This window comes from Streptomyces phaeochromogenes, assembly GCF_001418655.1.
Classification (GTDB): domain Bacteria; phylum Actinomycetota; class Actinomycetes; order Streptomycetales; family Streptomycetaceae; genus Streptomyces; species Streptomyces phaeochromogenes.
This window is the reverse complement of sequence record NZ_LIQZ01000092.1, coordinates 1-15830: the sequence shown is the minus strand read 5'-3', so window position 1 is coordinate 15830 and position 15830 is coordinate 1. Positions and strand designations below refer to the sequence as shown.

At 69.6% G+C, this 15830-nt stretch carries 13 protein-coding genes; 8 read left to right on the top strand and 5 right to left on the bottom strand.

Annotated features, from left to right (window positions below; all coding sequences use genetic code 11):
* Positions 1-371 precede the first annotated feature (371 nt).
* Positions 372-680, top strand: a complete 309-nt coding sequence (groES, locus tag AOK17_RS13585) for a co-chaperone GroES (RefSeq protein WP_015035628.1) — start codon at positions 372-374, stop codon at positions 678-680.
* A gap of 139 nt (positions 681-819) precedes the next feature.
* On the top strand, positions 820-2445 hold the full coding sequence (gene groL / locus AOK17_RS13580) for a chaperonin GroEL (protein ID WP_055612686.1): 1626 nt from the start codon (positions 820-822) through the stop codon (positions 2443-2445).
* A 133-nt stretch (positions 2446-2578) separates the two neighbouring features.
* On the opposite strand, the gene AOK17_RS13575 is transcribed toward groL, so the two are convergent.
* From AOK17_RS13575 to AOK17_RS13565, 3 genes are all read right to left on the bottom strand, one after another.
* Complete coding sequence (locus AOK17_RS13575) at positions 2579-3286, bottom strand: ester cyclase (RefSeq protein ID WP_055612685.1); 708 nt, start codon at positions 3284-3286, stop codon at positions 2579-2581.
* Positions 3287-3494: 208 nt separating this feature from the next.
* Complete coding sequence (locus tag AOK17_RS13570; RefSeq protein WP_055612684.1) at positions 3495-4268, bottom strand: SDR family NAD(P)-dependent oxidoreductase; 774 nt, start codon at positions 4266-4268, stop codon at positions 3495-3497.
* Between the two features lie 224 nt (positions 4269-4492).
* Positions 4493-5170 (bottom strand): MOSC domain-containing protein, encoded by a 678-nt coding sequence (locus AOK17_RS13565; RefSeq protein WP_055612683.1) that lies wholly within the window; start codon positions 5168-5170, stop codon positions 4493-4495.
* Positions 5171-5249: 79 nt separating this feature from the next.
* Here AOK17_RS13565 and AOK17_RS13560 point away from each other — a divergent pair, with 79 nt between their 5' ends.
* Positions 5250-6146, top strand: coding sequence for a LysR family transcriptional regulator (locus tag AOK17_RS13560; RefSeq protein WP_055612682.1), 897 nt, complete (start codon positions 5250-5252; stop codon positions 6144-6146).
* Between the two features lie 102 nt (positions 6147-6248).
* Here the strand turns inward: AOK17_RS13560 and AOK17_RS13555 are convergent, their stop codons facing one another.
* Positions 6249-6584 carry a WhiB family transcriptional regulator gene (locus AOK17_RS13555; protein ID WP_055612681.1) on the bottom strand — a complete coding sequence of 112 codons (336 nt, stop codon included), beginning with the start codon at positions 6582-6584 and terminating at the stop codon, positions 6249-6251.
* Positions 6585-6964: 380 nt separating this feature from the next.
* Between AOK17_RS13555 and AOK17_RS13550 the strand changes: the two genes are divergently transcribed.
* From AOK17_RS13550 to AOK17_RS13535, 4 genes are all read left to right on the top strand, one after another.
* Positions 6965-7576 carry a response regulator transcription factor gene (locus tag AOK17_RS13550; RefSeq protein WP_003948568.1) on the top strand — a complete coding sequence of 204 codons (612 nt, stop codon included), beginning with the start codon at positions 6965-6967 and terminating at the stop codon, positions 7574-7576.
* Positions 7577-7847: 271 nt separating this feature from the next.
* On the top strand, positions 7848-8435 hold the full coding sequence (locus AOK17_RS13545) for a sigma-70 family RNA polymerase sigma factor (protein ID WP_055612680.1): 588 nt from the start codon (positions 7848-7850) through the stop codon (positions 8433-8435).
* A 468-nt stretch (positions 8436-8903) separates the two neighbouring features.
* Positions 8904-10409: an IMP dehydrogenase gene (gene guaB / locus AOK17_RS13540; protein ID WP_055612679.1), complete on the top strand. Its 1506-nt coding sequence runs from the start codon at positions 8904-8906 to the stop codon at positions 10407-10409.
* Between the two features lie 115 nt (positions 10410-10524).
* Positions 10525-11649, top strand: a complete 1125-nt coding sequence (locus AOK17_RS13535) for a GuaB3 family IMP dehydrogenase-related protein (protein WP_055612678.1) — start codon at positions 10525-10527, stop codon at positions 11647-11649.
* 631 nt (positions 11650-12280) lie between these two features.
* On the opposite strand, the gene AOK17_RS13530 is transcribed toward AOK17_RS13535, so the two are convergent.
* Positions 12281-13486, bottom strand: coding sequence for a nucleotide sugar dehydrogenase (locus tag AOK17_RS13530; RefSeq protein WP_055612677.1), 1206 nt, complete (start codon positions 13484-13486; stop codon positions 12281-12283).
* Between the two features lie 272 nt (positions 13487-13758).
* On the opposite strand from AOK17_RS13530, the gene AOK17_RS13525 reads away from it, so the two are divergent.
* A complete protein-coding gene (locus AOK17_RS13525) occupies positions 13759-15465 on the top strand; it encodes a glycerol-3-phosphate dehydrogenase/oxidase (protein ID WP_079053001.1) in 1707 nt (568 codons plus the stop codon).
* Positions 15466-15830 lie beyond the last annotated feature (365 nt).

The window sequence follows — 15830 nt, the reverse complement described above, 5'->3', positions numbered from 1 at the left end:
GGGGCTGAAGATTTCGCGGCCGGGGCTGAAGACTTCGAGGGCTGGGCTGAACTTCTATGGCCCAGTCCAGGCGCATCTCAGCCCGTCCGGCGTTTGAGGACGAGGCCGTTCAGGCCGATTGCGGGGGTCTGGGGGCGGCAGCCCCCAGGGGCGTTCACCCCGGTTCCGGGCGCCGAACACCCCCTGACCGCCGGAGGCAACTGGCACTCCGCTTGACCGAGTGCTAATCGCAGTCATAGTCTCAGGTCTGGCACTCACCGCAGGAGAGTGCCAATAGCGACGGGCAGGTCCGGCACCCGCGACGACGGATCCACCTGGTCGCCACCTCAGACAGTTAACCCCGTGAGATCTCCGAAGGGGGAGGTCGGATCGTGACGACCACCAGCTCCAAGGTTGCCATCAAGCCGCTTGAGGACCGCATTGTGGTCCAGCCGCTCGACGCCGAGCAGACCACGGCCTCTGGCCTGGTCATCCCGGACACCGCCAAGGAGAAGCCCCAGGAGGGCGTCGTCCTGGCCGTTGGCCCGGGCCGCTTCGAGAACGGCGAGCGTCTTCCGCTCGACGTCAAGACCGGCGATGTCGTGCTGTACAGCAAGTACGGCGGCACCGAGGTGAAGTACAACGGCGAGGAGTACCTCGTCCTCTCGGCTCGCGACGTGCTCGCGATCGTCGAGAAGTAATTCACCCGGCACCACCAGCATTCCCGGCATTACCAGCATTGCAGTGAACTGCGCCCCTGGCCCCCGCGACCTTATGAAGCCGGGCGTCGGGGGCGCAGTTCGTTTCACCCACGTTTTCCGAGAGGGCTGAACCGCTCCCATGGCGAAGATCCTGAAGTTCGACGAGGACGCCCGTCGCGCCCTCGAGCGCGGCGTCAACAAGCTTGCCGACACGGTCAAGGTGACGATCGGCCCCAAGGGCCGCAACGTCGTCATCGACAAGAAGTTCGGCGCACCCACCATCACCAACGACGGTGTCACCATCGCCCGCGAGGTCGAGCTCGACGACCCGTACGAGAACCTCGGCGCCCAGCTGGTGAAGGAGGTGGCGACCAAGACCAACGACATCGCGGGTGACGGTACGACCACCGCCACCGTGCTGGCCCAGGCGCTCGTCCGCGAGGGCCTGAAGAACGTCGCCGCCGGCGCGTCCCCCGCCCTCCTGAAGAAGGGCATCGACGCGGCCGTCGCCGCGGTCTCCGAGGAGCTCCTCGCGACCGCGCGCCCGATCGACGAGAAGTCCGACATCGCCGCCGTCGCCGGTCTGTCCGCCCAGGACAGCCAGGTCGGCGAGCTCATCGCCGAGGCGATGGACAAGGTCGGCAAGGACGGTGTCATCACCGTCGAGGAGTCCAACACCTTCGGTCTGGAGCTGGACTTCACCGAGGGCATGGCCTTCGACAAGGGCTACCTGTCGCCGTACTTCGTGACGGACCAGGAGCGCATGGAAGCCGTCCTGGACGACCCGTACATCCTGATCCACCAGGGCAAGATCTCCTCCATCCAGGACATGCTGCCGCTGCTGGAGAAGGTCATCCAGACCAACTCCTCCAAGCCGCTGCTGATCATCGCCGAGGACGTCGAGGGCGAGGCCCTGTCGACCCTGGTCGTGAACAAGATCCGCGGCACGTTCAACGCCGTCGCCGTGAAGGCCCCCGGCTTCGGTGACCGCCGCAAGGCGATGCTCGGCGACATGGCCGCGCTCACCGGCGCCGAGGTCATCGCCGAGGAGGTCGGCCTCAAGCTCGACCAGGTCGGCCTCGACGTGCTGGGCACCGCCCGCCGCGTCACCATCTCGAAGGACGACACGGTCATCGTCGACGGCGGTGGCGACACCGGCGCCGTGGCCGGCCGTGTCAACCAGATCAAGGCCGAGATCGAGAACACCGACTCCGACTGGGACCGCGAGAAGCTCCAGGAGCGCCTCGCGAAGCTGGCCGGCGGCGTGTGCGTGATCAAGGTCGGCGCCGCCACCGAGGTGGAGCTCAAGGAGAAGAAGCACCGCCTTGAGGACGCCATCTCCGCGACCCGCGCCGCGGTCGAGGAGGGCATCGTCTCCGGTGGTGGCTCCGCGCTCGTCCACGCCGTGAAGGTCCTGGAGGGCAACCTCGGCAAGACCGGCGACGAGGCCACGGGTGTCGCGGTCGTCCGCAAGGCCGCCGTCGAGCCGCTGCGCTGGATCGCCGAGAACGCCGGCCTGGAGGGTTACGTCATCACCTCCAAGGTCGCCGAGCTCGACAAGGGCCAGGGCTTCAACGCCGCGACCGGCGAGTACGGCGACCTGGTCAAGCAGGGCGTCATCGACCCGGTCAAGGTCACCCGCTCCGCCCTGGAGAACGCCGCCTCCATCGCCTCCCTGCTCCTCACGACCGAGACCCTGGTCGTCGAGAAGCCGGCCGAGGAGGAGTCCGACGCCGGCCACGGCGGTCACGGCCACTCCCACTAGTCAGCCGCTTCAGGGCAGCCGAACGGGGCGTACGCCCCTGTAGGCGCCCGGCGAAGGCCCGGTACCCCGTCGCGGGGGACCGGGCCTTCGCGCTGCCGGGCATTCGTGCTGTCACCGGTGCGGTCCGGCGCGGTCAGACCTCCAGCTGGTCCAGTACCCCGAGCTGGTCCATCAGCCCCAGCCGGTCGTACTGCCACCACCCCTCGACGATCTTGCCGTCGTCGCGGCACCGGTGAATGGTCATGCCGGTCATGGTGACCTGTTTGCCGCTGCCCGGTATCCCCATGAAGTCACCCTTGTGGGTGCCGTTCCAGGTCCAGCGCGTACAGACCCGGTCGCCGTCGGAGATCTGGTCCTCGATGGTGAACGCGAAGTCGAACCCGGCCCGCCACATCTCCACCTCGCGGCGCATGGCGTCCATCCCGATCACGTCCTGCTCGTTGGCCGGATCATGGTCGTGGTAGTTCTCCGCGACGATCTCGTCCCACATCGGCAGCTTGCCCGTACCCGCGAGCAGCCCGAAGAGATTGCGGACGCTGGCCTTGTAGAGCCACTCGTCCCGCACCACGTCGAGATCCGTGAAGGTCGGCATCTCGTCACAGATCGCCACCATCTCCCGGAAGATCCGGTCGGTCTCCGGAAGGTTCGAGTTCCGCATGGCCTCCTCGAACGACGGAAACTCCACGATCTCGACGAAGTGCGACGCGTCGTGCCGGTCCTTCCCGATCACGTTGTGCGTCGCGGTCCGCTTGCCCTTGGTCTGCTCGACCCAGGTGTCCATGAGCCGGTTCATCTCGTCGATCCGGCTGGTCTTGCAGTCGATCAGCTGTACGAAAGTCATGGCGCTGCCTCCCGGCACTTCGAGTCCGGTTGAATACGCCCATTTTAGTGAAAATCCCCTCCGGCCGTTTTTCAGCCGAAGGGGATCCCACCTGTGTCTGTGTCCGTGTCTGTGTCCGTGCCCGCGCTGCCTACGCCGCGTACGCGGTCTACGCGATCCGTGCCGTTGTTGCCTAAGTGCCCGTCCGTGTCACCGCGCACCACCGGGCTCACTTCGGCCCGTACTTCCGCCCTGTCTTCGAACTGATCCCGCTGAGCAGCGCCCGCGGTGTCACCTTCGCGACACCCATCAGGGCCTTGTAGCGCGGATCCGGAATGGACAGCGACTTGCCCCGCGCCAGGTCGGCCAGCGCGGCAGCGACCACCTTGTCGGCGTCCAGCCACATCCAGTTCGGGATGTTGTCCGTGCCCATCCCGGCCCGCTCGTGGAACTCGGTCCGCACGAACCCGGGGCACAGCGCCATCAGCCGGACACCGCTGCCGGACAGGTCCTTCGCCACGCCCTGCGTGAACTGCACGACCCACGCCTTCGACGCCCCGTACGTACCGCGCGGCACGAACGCGGCCGTGGACGCCACGTTGACGACACCGCCGCGCCCGCGCGCCCGCATGGACTCGGCCGCCGCCGAGGTCAGCCGGAGCACCGCCTCGCAGTGCACCTTGAGCATCTTCAGCTCGTCCGCCATCGGTACGTCGAGATAGAGGCCCTTGTTGCCGAAGCCCGCGTTGTTGATCAGCAGGTCGACCGCGTTCTTGCGGTCCGAGAGGCGGGCGGCCACCGCCTCGATGCCCTCGTCCGTCGCCAGATCCGCCGTCAGCACCTCCGCCTCGATGCCGTGCCGGTCGTGCAGTTCCGTCGCCTGCTCGCCGAGCCGCTTCTTGTCACGCGCCACCAGCACGAGGTTGTGCCCGTCGGAGGCGAGCCGCCGCGCGAAGGCGGCACCGATGCCCGCGGTCGATCCCGTAATCAGAGCCGTTGTCATGGCCCAAGATTAGTGACCTGTCTCATGCTGTCCGTGCGCCGAATGACCCGAAAGTGCACCCGTCGGCTGTCCCTTCCCCACAACCTCCACAACGACGAACTGCCCAGTCGTCTCCCGGCCTTCGCGATGCGGCGGACGTCGGTGGGATTTGCGCGGAGTGTCCGGGTCGACCGCCCGCCGCTGCCGGGCTCCTCCAACTCGCCCGACGGGACGGCGGTCTCGGCTCACTTCGCGTCCTGGCCGTACTTCTCCACGTACTCCCGCGCCTTCTTCAGTGCCTCCGGGTGGAGCGCGTCCCCCGCCTCCAACACCTTCGGCAGCAGGCCCCGTTCGGTCGTGACGGCGCGGAACTGGAGGGCTACGGTCACCTCGTGGTCGGGCCGGTGGACGATCTCGATCGGGTCGCCCGCCCGCAGCTCACCCGGCTCGATCACCCGCAGATACGCACCCGGTGCCCCCTTCGCGGTGAACCGCTTGACCCACCCCTTCTCGCCCAGATGGCCCTGGAAGGTGAGACAGGGAATCCGCCCGGAGGTGACCTCCAGGACGACCTCGGAGCCGACGCGCCAGCGCTCCCCGATCCGCGCGCCGGACACGTCGACGCCCTCCGTCGTGAGGTTCTCCCCGAACATTCCGCTGGCCAGGGGCCGCCCCAGCTCGCGCTCCCAGTCGTCGAGGTCCTCGCGCGCGACGGCGTACACCGCCTGGTGGTCGCCGCCGTGGTGCCGCAGCTCGCACACCGCGTCCCCGGCGAGCCCGCTCGCGCCGACCCCCTTGGGCCCGGGCGCGGACACCCGCACCGGCCCGTCCACCGGCCGCTTGTCGATCCCGGTCACGCCGTCCGCCTGGTCCGTGTAGTCGACGGCCTTGGGGCGGCCAAGGTTCAGAGACAGAAGCTTCATGACTGCACGCTAGACGGTACGAGCCAAAGCCTCGACGCAATATTCGTCGCCCTATCCAAGATTCGCTTATGCTCGGAGGGTGATCGAGGCCCGTCATCTCCGTGTGCTGCGCGCCGTCGCCGCCACCGGTTCCTTCTCGGCGGCGGGGCGCGAACTGGGCTGCACCCAGCCCGCCGTCAGCCAGCAGATGAAGGCATTGGAGGCTTCCGTCGGCACGCCCCTGCTGATCCGCACGGGCCGCGAGATGCGTCTGACCCAGGCCGGCGAGGCTCTCGTACGGCATGCGGCGGGCATCATCGCCGGGCTGACGGCCGCCGAGGAGGAGGTCGCCGCGATCGCAGGACTGCGGGCCGGCCGGGTCCGGCTCGTCTCCTTCCCCAGCGGCAGCTCCACGCTCGTACCGGCCGCGCTCGCCGCCCTGCGCGCCGCGCACCCCGGCACCCGCGTCTCCCTGGAGGAGGCCGAGCCGCCGCGCTCGGTCGAGATGCTGCGCGAGGGCGACTGCGACGTCACGCTCGCGTTCCGGTACGAGGGCGCGGCGGGCGCCGAGGAGTGGGACGACCTGGTGGTACGGCCCCTGCTCAGGGACCGGCTTGTCGGCCTGGTCCCCGAAGGGCACCGGCTGGCCCGCGCGCGGACGGTCGCCATCGGCGAACTCGCCGACGAGCCGTGGATCGCCGGCTGCCCCCGCTGCCGCGGCCAGCTCGTCGAGGTCTGCGAGCGCGCGGGCTTCACACCCCGTATCGACTTCGCGACCGACGACTACCCGGCCGTGGTCGGCCTGGTCGGAGCGGGCCTCGGGGTCGCGGTCCTGCCGGAGCTCGCCATCGAGTCCGTACGCCCCAAGGGTGCGCGCACGGTGATGGTCGAGCCCGCCCTGCGGCGGGAGATCGTCGCGCTCACCCTGCCGGACCTCGCCCAGGTGCCCGCGGTGGCGGCCACACTGGATCAGCTGGCCCGGGCCGCGGCGCGCTGACCCGCCGGAGAAGTGGCTGACCTGTTGGTGGGCCGGCTTCCAGAGGGCCGGCCTGTCGGAAAGTAGGGGCACGCGCGCGTGCCCGTTCGAAGAAACGTTCCTTCAGTGATGTGACGGAGTGCCTCCGCCGGACGTCGGTGCCGACGCCGAGACCAGGCGGTTGCGCGCCCGACCCATGAGTTCCTCGCGCTCGTCCTCGGTGAGGCCGCCCCACACGCCGTACGGCTCGCGCACCGCCAGTGCGTGCGCCGCGCACTCCGCGCGTACCGGGCACCTCATGCAGACCTCTTTGGCCGAGTTCTCACGAGCGCTCCGTGCCGCACCGCGCTCGCCCTCCGGGTGGAAGAAGAGCGAGCTGTCGACCCCGCGGCAAGCCGCGAGGAGCTGCCAGTCCCACAGATCCGCGTTCGGTCCGGGAAGGCGGGAGAAATCTGCCATTGCTTTGTCCCCTTGTAGCCGTTCTGGGCGGTTACGTGCCCATGACCGTACATCTACGATCTAAGGAGATGAAAATATGACTCATTGCGAATCTAGCCTCAGACACCAGTAAATGGGAAGAAAAGCGGCTAAATGGGGCATAGGTTGTGATGAAACCTTGAGGGTCCGCCGTGGGTGTCTCCACCGTGTCCGCGCCCTCACGTAGAGTGCCGAACGTGGCTCACCGCCCCGTAACTCTTTCGGGTGACCGTCGTTGGTAGTGCGGAGGCGGTTGAAAGAACAAGCGCTCGGGCAAGCGTCCGAGAGCGTCAACCGCACAGGTGACGATTCGTACCAGCCTGGAGGCTCAAGGTGACGCGCATCAGCTGCGGAGGACGGCCATGACATCCGTCCTCGTCTGCGACGACTCCCCGCTTGCCCGAGAGGCGCTCCGCCGTGCGGTGGCGACCGTGCCCGGCGTAGAGCGCGTGACCACGGCGGCCAACGGCGAGGAAGTCCTCCGCCGCTGGGGTGCCGACCGTTCGGACCTGATTCTGATGGACGTACGCATGCCCGGTCTGGGCGGCGTGGAGACGGTCCGGCGGCTGCTGTCCGCCGACCCCGGTGCGCGCATCATCATGCTCACCGTCGCCGAGGACCTGGACGGTGTCGCACTCGCGGTCGCCGCCGGTGCCCGTGGCTATCTCCACAAGGACGCCTCCCGCGCGGAGCTGCGTGCGACCGTCACCCAGGCTCTCGCCGACCCGACCTGGCGGCTCGCGCCGCGCAGACTGCGGTCGGCCGAGATGGGTGCCGCGCCGACGCTCACCGCGCGTGAGATCCAGGTCCTGGAGGGCATGAGCCACGGCCGGTCGAACGCGGAGATCGGCCGTGAGCTGTTCCTCTCCGAGGACACCGTCAAGACCCACGCCCGGCGGCTCTTCAAGAAACTCGGCGCCTCGGACCGCGCGCACGCGGTGGCGCTCGGGTTCCGATGGGGCCTGGTCCGCTAGGTGAACCGCCGCGGGGGTACGGGTGTCCCCGCCCGCCGCACGGCGGGTGGGGCCGGACCCGACGGGGGATCGAAATCGGCCGTTCGGGCGCCCGATCCCCGTTTCCCGGCGGATGCCGCATCCTTGAGGTGTGGAGTTCCTCGGGAACGAGTCGGTCGAGCGGGAGGGGAGGGCGCAGGAGATGAGTTCCGGCGCACCTGCTCATAACGCTTCGGTGCACAACTACGGACGCGGTGCCACGGACAGGACGACGCCAAGGCACCATGGACCGATGCGTGACGACGAGGCGGCCACTGCCCAAGGGGCAATCGGTGCGCTCGTCCATCGCGCGGTCGACGGAGACGAGCAGGCCACGCACGACCTGCTCGCCCATGTCCACCCCCTCGCGATCCGCTACTGCCGCACACGTCTGTCCCGACTGCCGGGTGACGCGCGGCACTTCGTGGAGGACCTGGCGCAGGAGGTCTGTGTCGCGGTGCTCCTCGCACTGCCGCGGTACAAGGACACCGGGCGCCCCTTCGAGGCCTTCGTCTTCGCCATCGCCGCGCACAAGGTCGCCGACCTGCAGCGCGCCGCGATGCGCCATCCCGGCTCGACGGCAGTGCCGTCGGACGAGATGCCCGAGCGGCCGGACGACTCGCTCGGCCCCGAGGAGCGTGCCCTCCTCAGCAGCGACGCCGAGTGGGCCAAGAAGCTCATGGCCAACCTCCCCGAGAACCAGCGGGAGCTCCTCCTGCTGAGGATCGCGGTGGGTCTCACGGCCGAGGAGACGGGCCAGATGCTGGGGATGTCACCGGGCGCGGTCCGGGTTGCCCAGCACAGGGCGCTGAGCCGTTTGCGGGCACTGGCGGAGCAGTAGGCGGGCGGACTTCGCGGGCCTTTGCGGGGCTTCTGAGTGTGGCCCCGGGGCGGGGCGCCGGGCCGACGTGACGGTCGGACGACTGGTGGGCCGGCTCAGGTGCGGCCGGACGGCTGGTGAGCCAGGCCGATGGCTGCGGTCGCGCGACCGGCGCGCCAGGCCTGTGTGCGGTCGGACCGCCGGTGCGCCGGGGTCGGTGATCGTCGCACGAGCCTCCCCGCAGGGTGGGCTTTCTCATGAGTACGGCAAATTTTTTCCGCCGTCCCGGGCGAGGCGCGGGCCGGCGACGCAGGGCACGGCCCGCCCAAGGCCCGTGCCCCCGGCGGGCGGGCGCCGGATGAACGCGGCGGTCGTCCTCCACGTACGAAGCTACGAAGCCCAGGGGCACCCGTAACCGTGGAATGAGAGAGCCATGCTTCCCGTTAGCATGGACATCCGCACCGATCAAGGCCATTTGGGGAAGGTGTCATGACTGCAAACGTCGACGGAGTGCCCGAGAAATTCGCGACACTCGGGCTGACCTACGACGACGTGCTGCTGCTGCCGGGCGCATCCGAGGTGCTGCCCAACGCGGTCGACACCTCGTCCCGGATCTCCCGCAACGTGCGCGTGAACATCCCGCTGCTGTCCGCGGCGATGGACAAGGTGACCGAGTCGCGCATGGCGATCGCCATGGCCCGGCAGGGCGGTGTCGGCGTACTGCACCGGAACCTGTCCATCGAGGACCAGGTCAACCAGGTCGATCTCGTGAAGCGCTCCGAGTCCGGCATGGTGACCGACCCGATCACGGTGCACCCGGACGCGACGCTCGCCGAGGCCGACGCGCTGTGCGCCAAGTTCCGGATCAGCGGCGTGCCGGTCACCGACGGCAACAAGAAGCTGCTCGGCATCGTCACCAACCGTGACATGGCCTTCGAGACCGACCGCTCCCGTCAGGTGCGCGAGGTCATGACCCCGATGCCCCTGGTCACCGGCAAGGTCGGCATCTCGGGCAACGACGCCATGCAGCTGCTCCGCCGCCACAAGATCGAGAAGCTTCCGCTGGTCGACGACGCGGGCATCCTCAAGGGCCTCATCACGGTCAAGGACTTCGTGAAGGCCGAGAAGTACCCGAGCGCGGCGAAGGACGGCGAGGGCCGTCTCCTCGTGGGTGCCGCGGTCGGCGCGAGCCCCGAGGCACTCGACCGGGCGCAGGCGCTCGCCGAGGCCGGCGCCGACTTCCTGATCGTCGACACCTCCCACGGGCACAACAGCAACGCCCTCAACTGGATGGCGAAGATCAAGTCGAGCGTCGGTGTCGACGTGATCGGCGGAAACGTCGCCACCCGTGACGGCGCCCAGGCGCTCGTGGACGCCGGTGTCGACGGCGTCAAGGTGGGCGTGGGCCCCGGCTCGATCTGTACCACCCGCGTGGTCGCCGGCATCGGCGTCCCGCAGGTCACCGCCATCTACGAAGCCGCCCTCGCGGCCCGCGCCGCGGGCGTCCCGGTGATCGGCGACGGCGGACTGCAGTACTCCGGAGACATCGGTAAGGCGCTGGCCGCCGGCGCCGACACGGTGATGCTCGGCAGCCTCCTCGCCGGCTGTGAGGAGTCGCCCGGCGAACTGCTCTTCATCAACGGCAAGCAGTTCAAGTCGTACCGTGGCATGGGCTCGCTCGGCGCCATGCAGTCCCGCGGCCAGGGCAGGTCGTACTCGAAGGACCGCTACTTCCAGGCCGAGGTCGCCTCCGACGACAAGCTCGTGCCCGAGGGCATCGAGGGCCAGGTGCCCTACCGCGGCCCGCTGGCCAACGTGCTGCACCAGCTCGTCGGCGGTCTGCGCCAGACCATGGGTTATGTCGGCGCCGCCTCCATCGACGAGATGGAGACCAAGGGCCGCTTCGTACGGATCACGTCGGCGGGTCTCAAGGAGAGCCACCCGCACGACATCCAGATGACGGTCGAGGCACCGAACTACAGCCGCAACCAGTAGTCGCCACCCAGCCGACACCTGAGACGAGGGCGGTCCCGGAGCATCCGGGACCGCCCTCGTCGTGGGTGTCGGGGATACTGGGAGGCGCAGAAGCGAAGAGGGAAAGGCCACACACGTGACTGAGATCGAGATCGGGCGCGGCAAGCGCGGCCGCCGGGCGTATGCCTTCGACGACATCGCCGTCGTCCCGAGCCGCCGTACGCGAGACCCGAAGGAGGTCTCGATCGCCTGGCAGATCGACGCCTACCGCTTCGAGCTGCCGTTCCTGGCCGCCCCCATGGACTCGGTCGTCTCGCCGGCCACCGCCATCCGTATCGGCGAGCTGGGCGGACTGGGCGTCCTGAACCTCGAAGGGCTCTGGACGAGGTACGAGGACCCGCAGCCGCTCCTCGACGAGATCGCGGAGCTGGACGCGGACACCGCGACCCGCCGCCTCCAGGAGATCTACGCGGCTCCCATCAAGGAGGAGCTGATCGGGCAGCGCATCAAGGAGGTGCGCGACTCGGGCGTGGTCACCGCGGCCGCGCTCTCCCCGCAGCGCACGGCCCAGTTCTCCAAGGCCGTGGTGGACGCGGGCGTCGACATCTTCGTCATCCGCGGTACGACGGTGTCGGCCGAGCACGTGTCCGGTGCCTCCGAGCCGCTGAACCTGAAGCAGTTCATCTACGAGCTGGACGTCCCGGTCATCGTCGGCGGCTGCGCCACGTACACGGCGGCCCTGCACCTGATGCGTACGGGCGCGGCCGGTGTCCTCGTCGGCTTCGGCGGCGGCGCCGCGCACACCACGCGCAACGTGCTGGGCATCCAGGTCCCGATGGCCACCGCGGTCGCCGACGTGGCCGCGGCCCGCCGGGACTACATGGACGAGTCCGGCGGCCGGTACGTGCACGTGATCGCGGACGGCGGTGTCGGCTGGTCCGGCGACCTCCCCAAGGCGATCGCCTGCGGTGCCGACTCCGTGATGATGGGCTCCCCGCTCGCGCGCGCCACCGACGCGCCCGGCCGGGGACACCACTGGGGCATGGAGGCCGTCAACGACGAGCTGCCGCGCGGCAAGAAGGTCGACCTCGGCACCGTCGGCACCATCGAGGAGGTCCTCGCCGGACCCTCGCACACGCCCGACGGCTCCATGAACTTCTTCGGCGCCCTGCGGCGGGCCATGGCCACGACCGGCTACAGCGAGCTCAAGGAGTTCCAGCGGGTCGAGGTCACGGTGGCGGACTCGCAGCACAAGCGGTAGCCGCACGGCACTTCGAGGGGCCCGGGCCGGGGTGGTCCGGGCCCTTTCGTGTGCCCAACTGGGCCTGGTGGGGCGCGTTTTGTGATGGGGGGCGCGTGGTTGCGTTCGGGACAAATGCGCGTCTGAAGGCCATATCTGGGCGGTAACGTCCCTGTTCGGCGCCCCAGTTGTGTGGGGTGCCCCCTTCCAAGGACATGGTTCCGGACCCCGGCCGTCGGGGCCCGGCCCGAGTTCCGACGTGCTGCCCACCGGGCCTCTGGGTGGCGTCGTGGAAGGGGGCGCCCATGGGCCGCCATCGCAAGCCCACCCGCTGGGACCGGATCCGTCTGTGGACGGTGAAGTGCCGGAGGAGGTGGATCTTGCGAATTTTCGGATGGTGAGCGGCCGCCCCCATCACAACTAGGGGCGGACACTCCGTGATCCATCTTGGAGCCTGCCGCAGTACCCGCTGCGGTGGGCTCCACCTTTTGTGAGCGTCCCGCCCCCACACACTAGGGGCGGGACGCTCCGTGAACCATCCTGGAGCCTGCCGCAGTGTCCGCTGCGGTGGCCTCCACTTTTGTACGGTACCGGCGTGGAGCGCTCTGTGCCACCAGCCCCAGAGGCTCGGGACCGCCCCGCGCGCCCCCGGTCACAACCTGTGCGCCGCCCCCGTAGGCGTAGCCCCCCGCGTGTCCAGCAGCAGCTGCGCCTTCACCGACAGCCCCTGAAGGTCGTACGTGCGGTGTTGCTGGAGGAGGATCGTCAGGTCCGCGTCGGCTGCCGCCTCGTAGAGGGAGTCCACGCGGGGGACCGGGCGGTCGAGGATGCTCCAGGACGGGACGAGCGGGTCGTGGTAGCTGACGGCGGCGCCGAGTTCCATCAGGCGGGTCGCGATCTCCTTGGCGGGGGAGCCCTGTTGGTCGGCGTGGTCGGGCTTGTAGGTGATGCCGAGGAGGAGCACGCGGGCGCCGCGGGCGGACTTGCCGTGCTCGTTGAGGAGCGTGGCCGCGCGCTGGATGACGTACTGGGGCATGTGGTTGTTGACCTGCTGGGCCAGTTCGACCATGCGCAGGGAGCGGGTCCTCGGGCCCGCGAGGTCCCGGGGGACGGCGTGGCCGCCTACGCCGGGGCCGGGGCGGAAGGCCTGGAAACCGAACGGCTTGGTCTCGGCGCAGCGGATGACGTCCCACAGGTCGACGCCCAGGTCGTGGCAGAGGACCGCCATCTCGTTGACGAGGGCGATGTTGACGTGCCGGTAGTTGGTCTCCAGGAGCTGCACGGTCTCCGCTTCCCGTGGTCCACGCGCGCGTACGACCTTGTCGGTGAGGCGCCCGTAGAAGGCGGCGGCCGACTCGGTGCAGGCGGGGGTGAGGCCGCCGATGACCTTCGGGGTGTTGGCGGGGGTGTGGTCGCGGTTGCCAGGGTCGACGCGGCTGGGTGAGTACGCGAGGTGGAAGTCGCGGCCCGCGCGGAGACCGGAGCCCTCTTCGAGGAGCGGCCGGAGGAATTCCTCGGTCGTACCCGGGTACACGGGGGACTCCAGGATCACCGTGGTGTGCGGGCGCAGGTGTGCGGCCAGGGTGCGGGCGGCGTCGGCCAGTTGGCCCAGGTCGAGCGCGCCGTCCGCGCCACGCGGTGTCGGCGCGCAGATGACCGCGGTACGGACCCGGCCGAGTTCGGCCGGGTTGGTGGCCGGCCGGAAGCCCGTCGAGAGCATCCGGCGCTGGTCGGCCGCGGCCAGCGGCGCGGGGTCGCCGCACTGGTAGCCGAGTGTGGAGATGCCGGCGCTGACGGCGGCCTGGGCCAGGGGCAGGCCGAACTGGCCGAGACCGATGACGGCGAGATCTGCGGGCATGGCGGTGGGCCGTCCTTCCCAGTAACCGAAGGGGGACAAGGGCGCAAGCCCTGTGGACAGAACGGGCGAGCGCAATGTCAGACTAGGAGTAAATATGACCGATTTGCGGGATTGCTCGGCTGTGTTTCTCCGGAAGTCACCGAGAGATATCCACAGGCGGACGGCCGGTGGTGGCCGAAGGCGGGCAACGGGTTGAGAATTTGGGCATGGGGGATGTGAGCCGGGCCTCGCCGGACGGGTGAGCCCGGCGCGACAGACAGCGGGAGGCAACTGTGCGGACAGCGACACTGGGACCGGCGGAGCGCGCCGAGTCACTCGCGGGAATGGCCGAGCACGAACTGGATGTGCTGGTCGTGGGAGCAGGCGTGGTCGGTGCGGGCACGGCACTGGACGCCGTGACCCGCGGTCTGACCACCGGCCTGGTCGAGGCGCGTGACTGGGCGTCGGGCACGTCGAGCCGGTCGAGCAAGCTGATCCACGGCGGCCTGCGCTATCTGGAGATGCTCGACTTCCCGCTCGTCCGGGAGGCGCTGAAGGAGCGCGGGCTGTTGCTGGAGCGGCTCGCGCCGCACCTCGTGAAGCCCGTTCCGTTCCTGTATCCCTTGCAGCACAAGGGCTGGGAGAGGCTGTACGCGGGATCGGGTGTCGCGCTCTACGACGCGATGTCGATGGCGCGCGGGCATGGGCGCGGACTGCCGATGCACCGTCACCTGTCACGCCGTCACGCGCTGCGGGTCGCCCCCGCCCTGAAGAAGGACGCCCTGGTCGGGGCGCTGCAGTACTACGACGCGCAGATGGACGACGCCCGTTATGTGGCGACCCTGGTGCGCACGGCGGCGGCGTACGGAGCGAAGGTCGCCAACCGCGCGCGCGTGACGGGCTTCCTGCGCGAGGGCGAGCGTGTCGTCGGCGCCAAGGTGCAGGACGTCGAAGGGGGCGGGGAGTACGAGATCCGCGCCAAGCAGGTCGTCAACGCCACCGGGGTGTGGACGGACGACACGCAGGCGATGGTGGGCGAGAGGGGACAGTTCCACGTCCGGGCGTCCAAGGGCATCCATCTGGTCGTACCGAAGGACCGGATCACCTCGACGACCGGGCTGATCCTGCGTACGGAGAAGTCCGTGCTGTTCGTGATCCCCTGGGGCCGGCACTGGATCATCGGGACTACGGACACCGGCTGGGACCTCGACAAGGCGCACCCGGCTGCCTCCAGCGCGGACATCGACTACCTGCTGGAGCACGTGAACTCGGTACTCGCCGTGCCACTGACGCGTGACGACGTGGAGGGGGTCTACGCGGGGCTGAGGCCGCTGCTCGCCGGCGAGTCGGACGCCACGAGCAAGCTGTCGCGCGAGCACACCGTGGCGCATCCGGTGCCGGGGCTCGTTGTCGTGGCGGGCGGCAAGTACACGACGTACCGGGTGATGGCCAAGGACGCGGTGGACGAGGCGGTGCACGGGCTCGACCAGCGGGTCGCGGAGTGCGTCACCGAGGACATCCCGCTGATCGGCGCCGAGGGGTACCGGGCGCTGTGGAACGCGCGGGCGCGCACCGCCGCGCGGACCGGGCTCCATGTGGTGCGCGTGGAGCACCTGTTGAACCGGTACGGATCGCTCGCGGAGGAGCTGCTCGACCTCATCGCCGCGGACGCCTCGCTGGGCGAGCCGCTGGCCGCCGCCGAGGACTATCTGCGCGCCGAGATCGTCTACGCCGCCTCGCACGAGGGGGCACGGCACCTCGACGACGTGCTGACACGGCGGACCCGCATCTCGATCGAGACCTTCGACCGGGGTACGCGCAGCGCGCGGGAGGCCGCGGAGCTCATGGCGCCGGTGCTGGGCTGGGACAAGGACCAGATCGAGCGTGAGGTCGAGCACTACGAGAAGCGGGTGGAGGCGGAGCGGGAGTCGCAACGGCAGCCGGACGACCTGACGGCCGACGCGGCTCGGCTGGGGGCGCCGGACATCGTGCCTTTGTAGGGGCGGCGGTGGAGATACGAGCCTGTGGTGAGGCCCGGCTGCGGTGAGGCCTGGCGGCGGCCCGGCTGTGGTGGCGGCCCGGGAATCCGAGCGGAGGGTTCCCGGGCGTCACTCGAACGAGTGTCCTGAGCTGGGATCTTTGCTCGGAACCAGGTCGTTCTACGGGTGCGGGGGCAGAACTCGGCGGCGGACAGGGCCGGTTCGAGGTCGAGGTCGAGATCGGGGTCGGATTCGGGGGCGGTGACATCGGATCCGTCGGTGGCGTACGCGCGGCCGTGCGGGTCCGGAAGGGAGTGACGGGAGCCTGGGTGGTGAGCCGGGTGAGGGCGGTGTTCACGGTCGGGGGTGCGGGAGTTGTCGGGGCG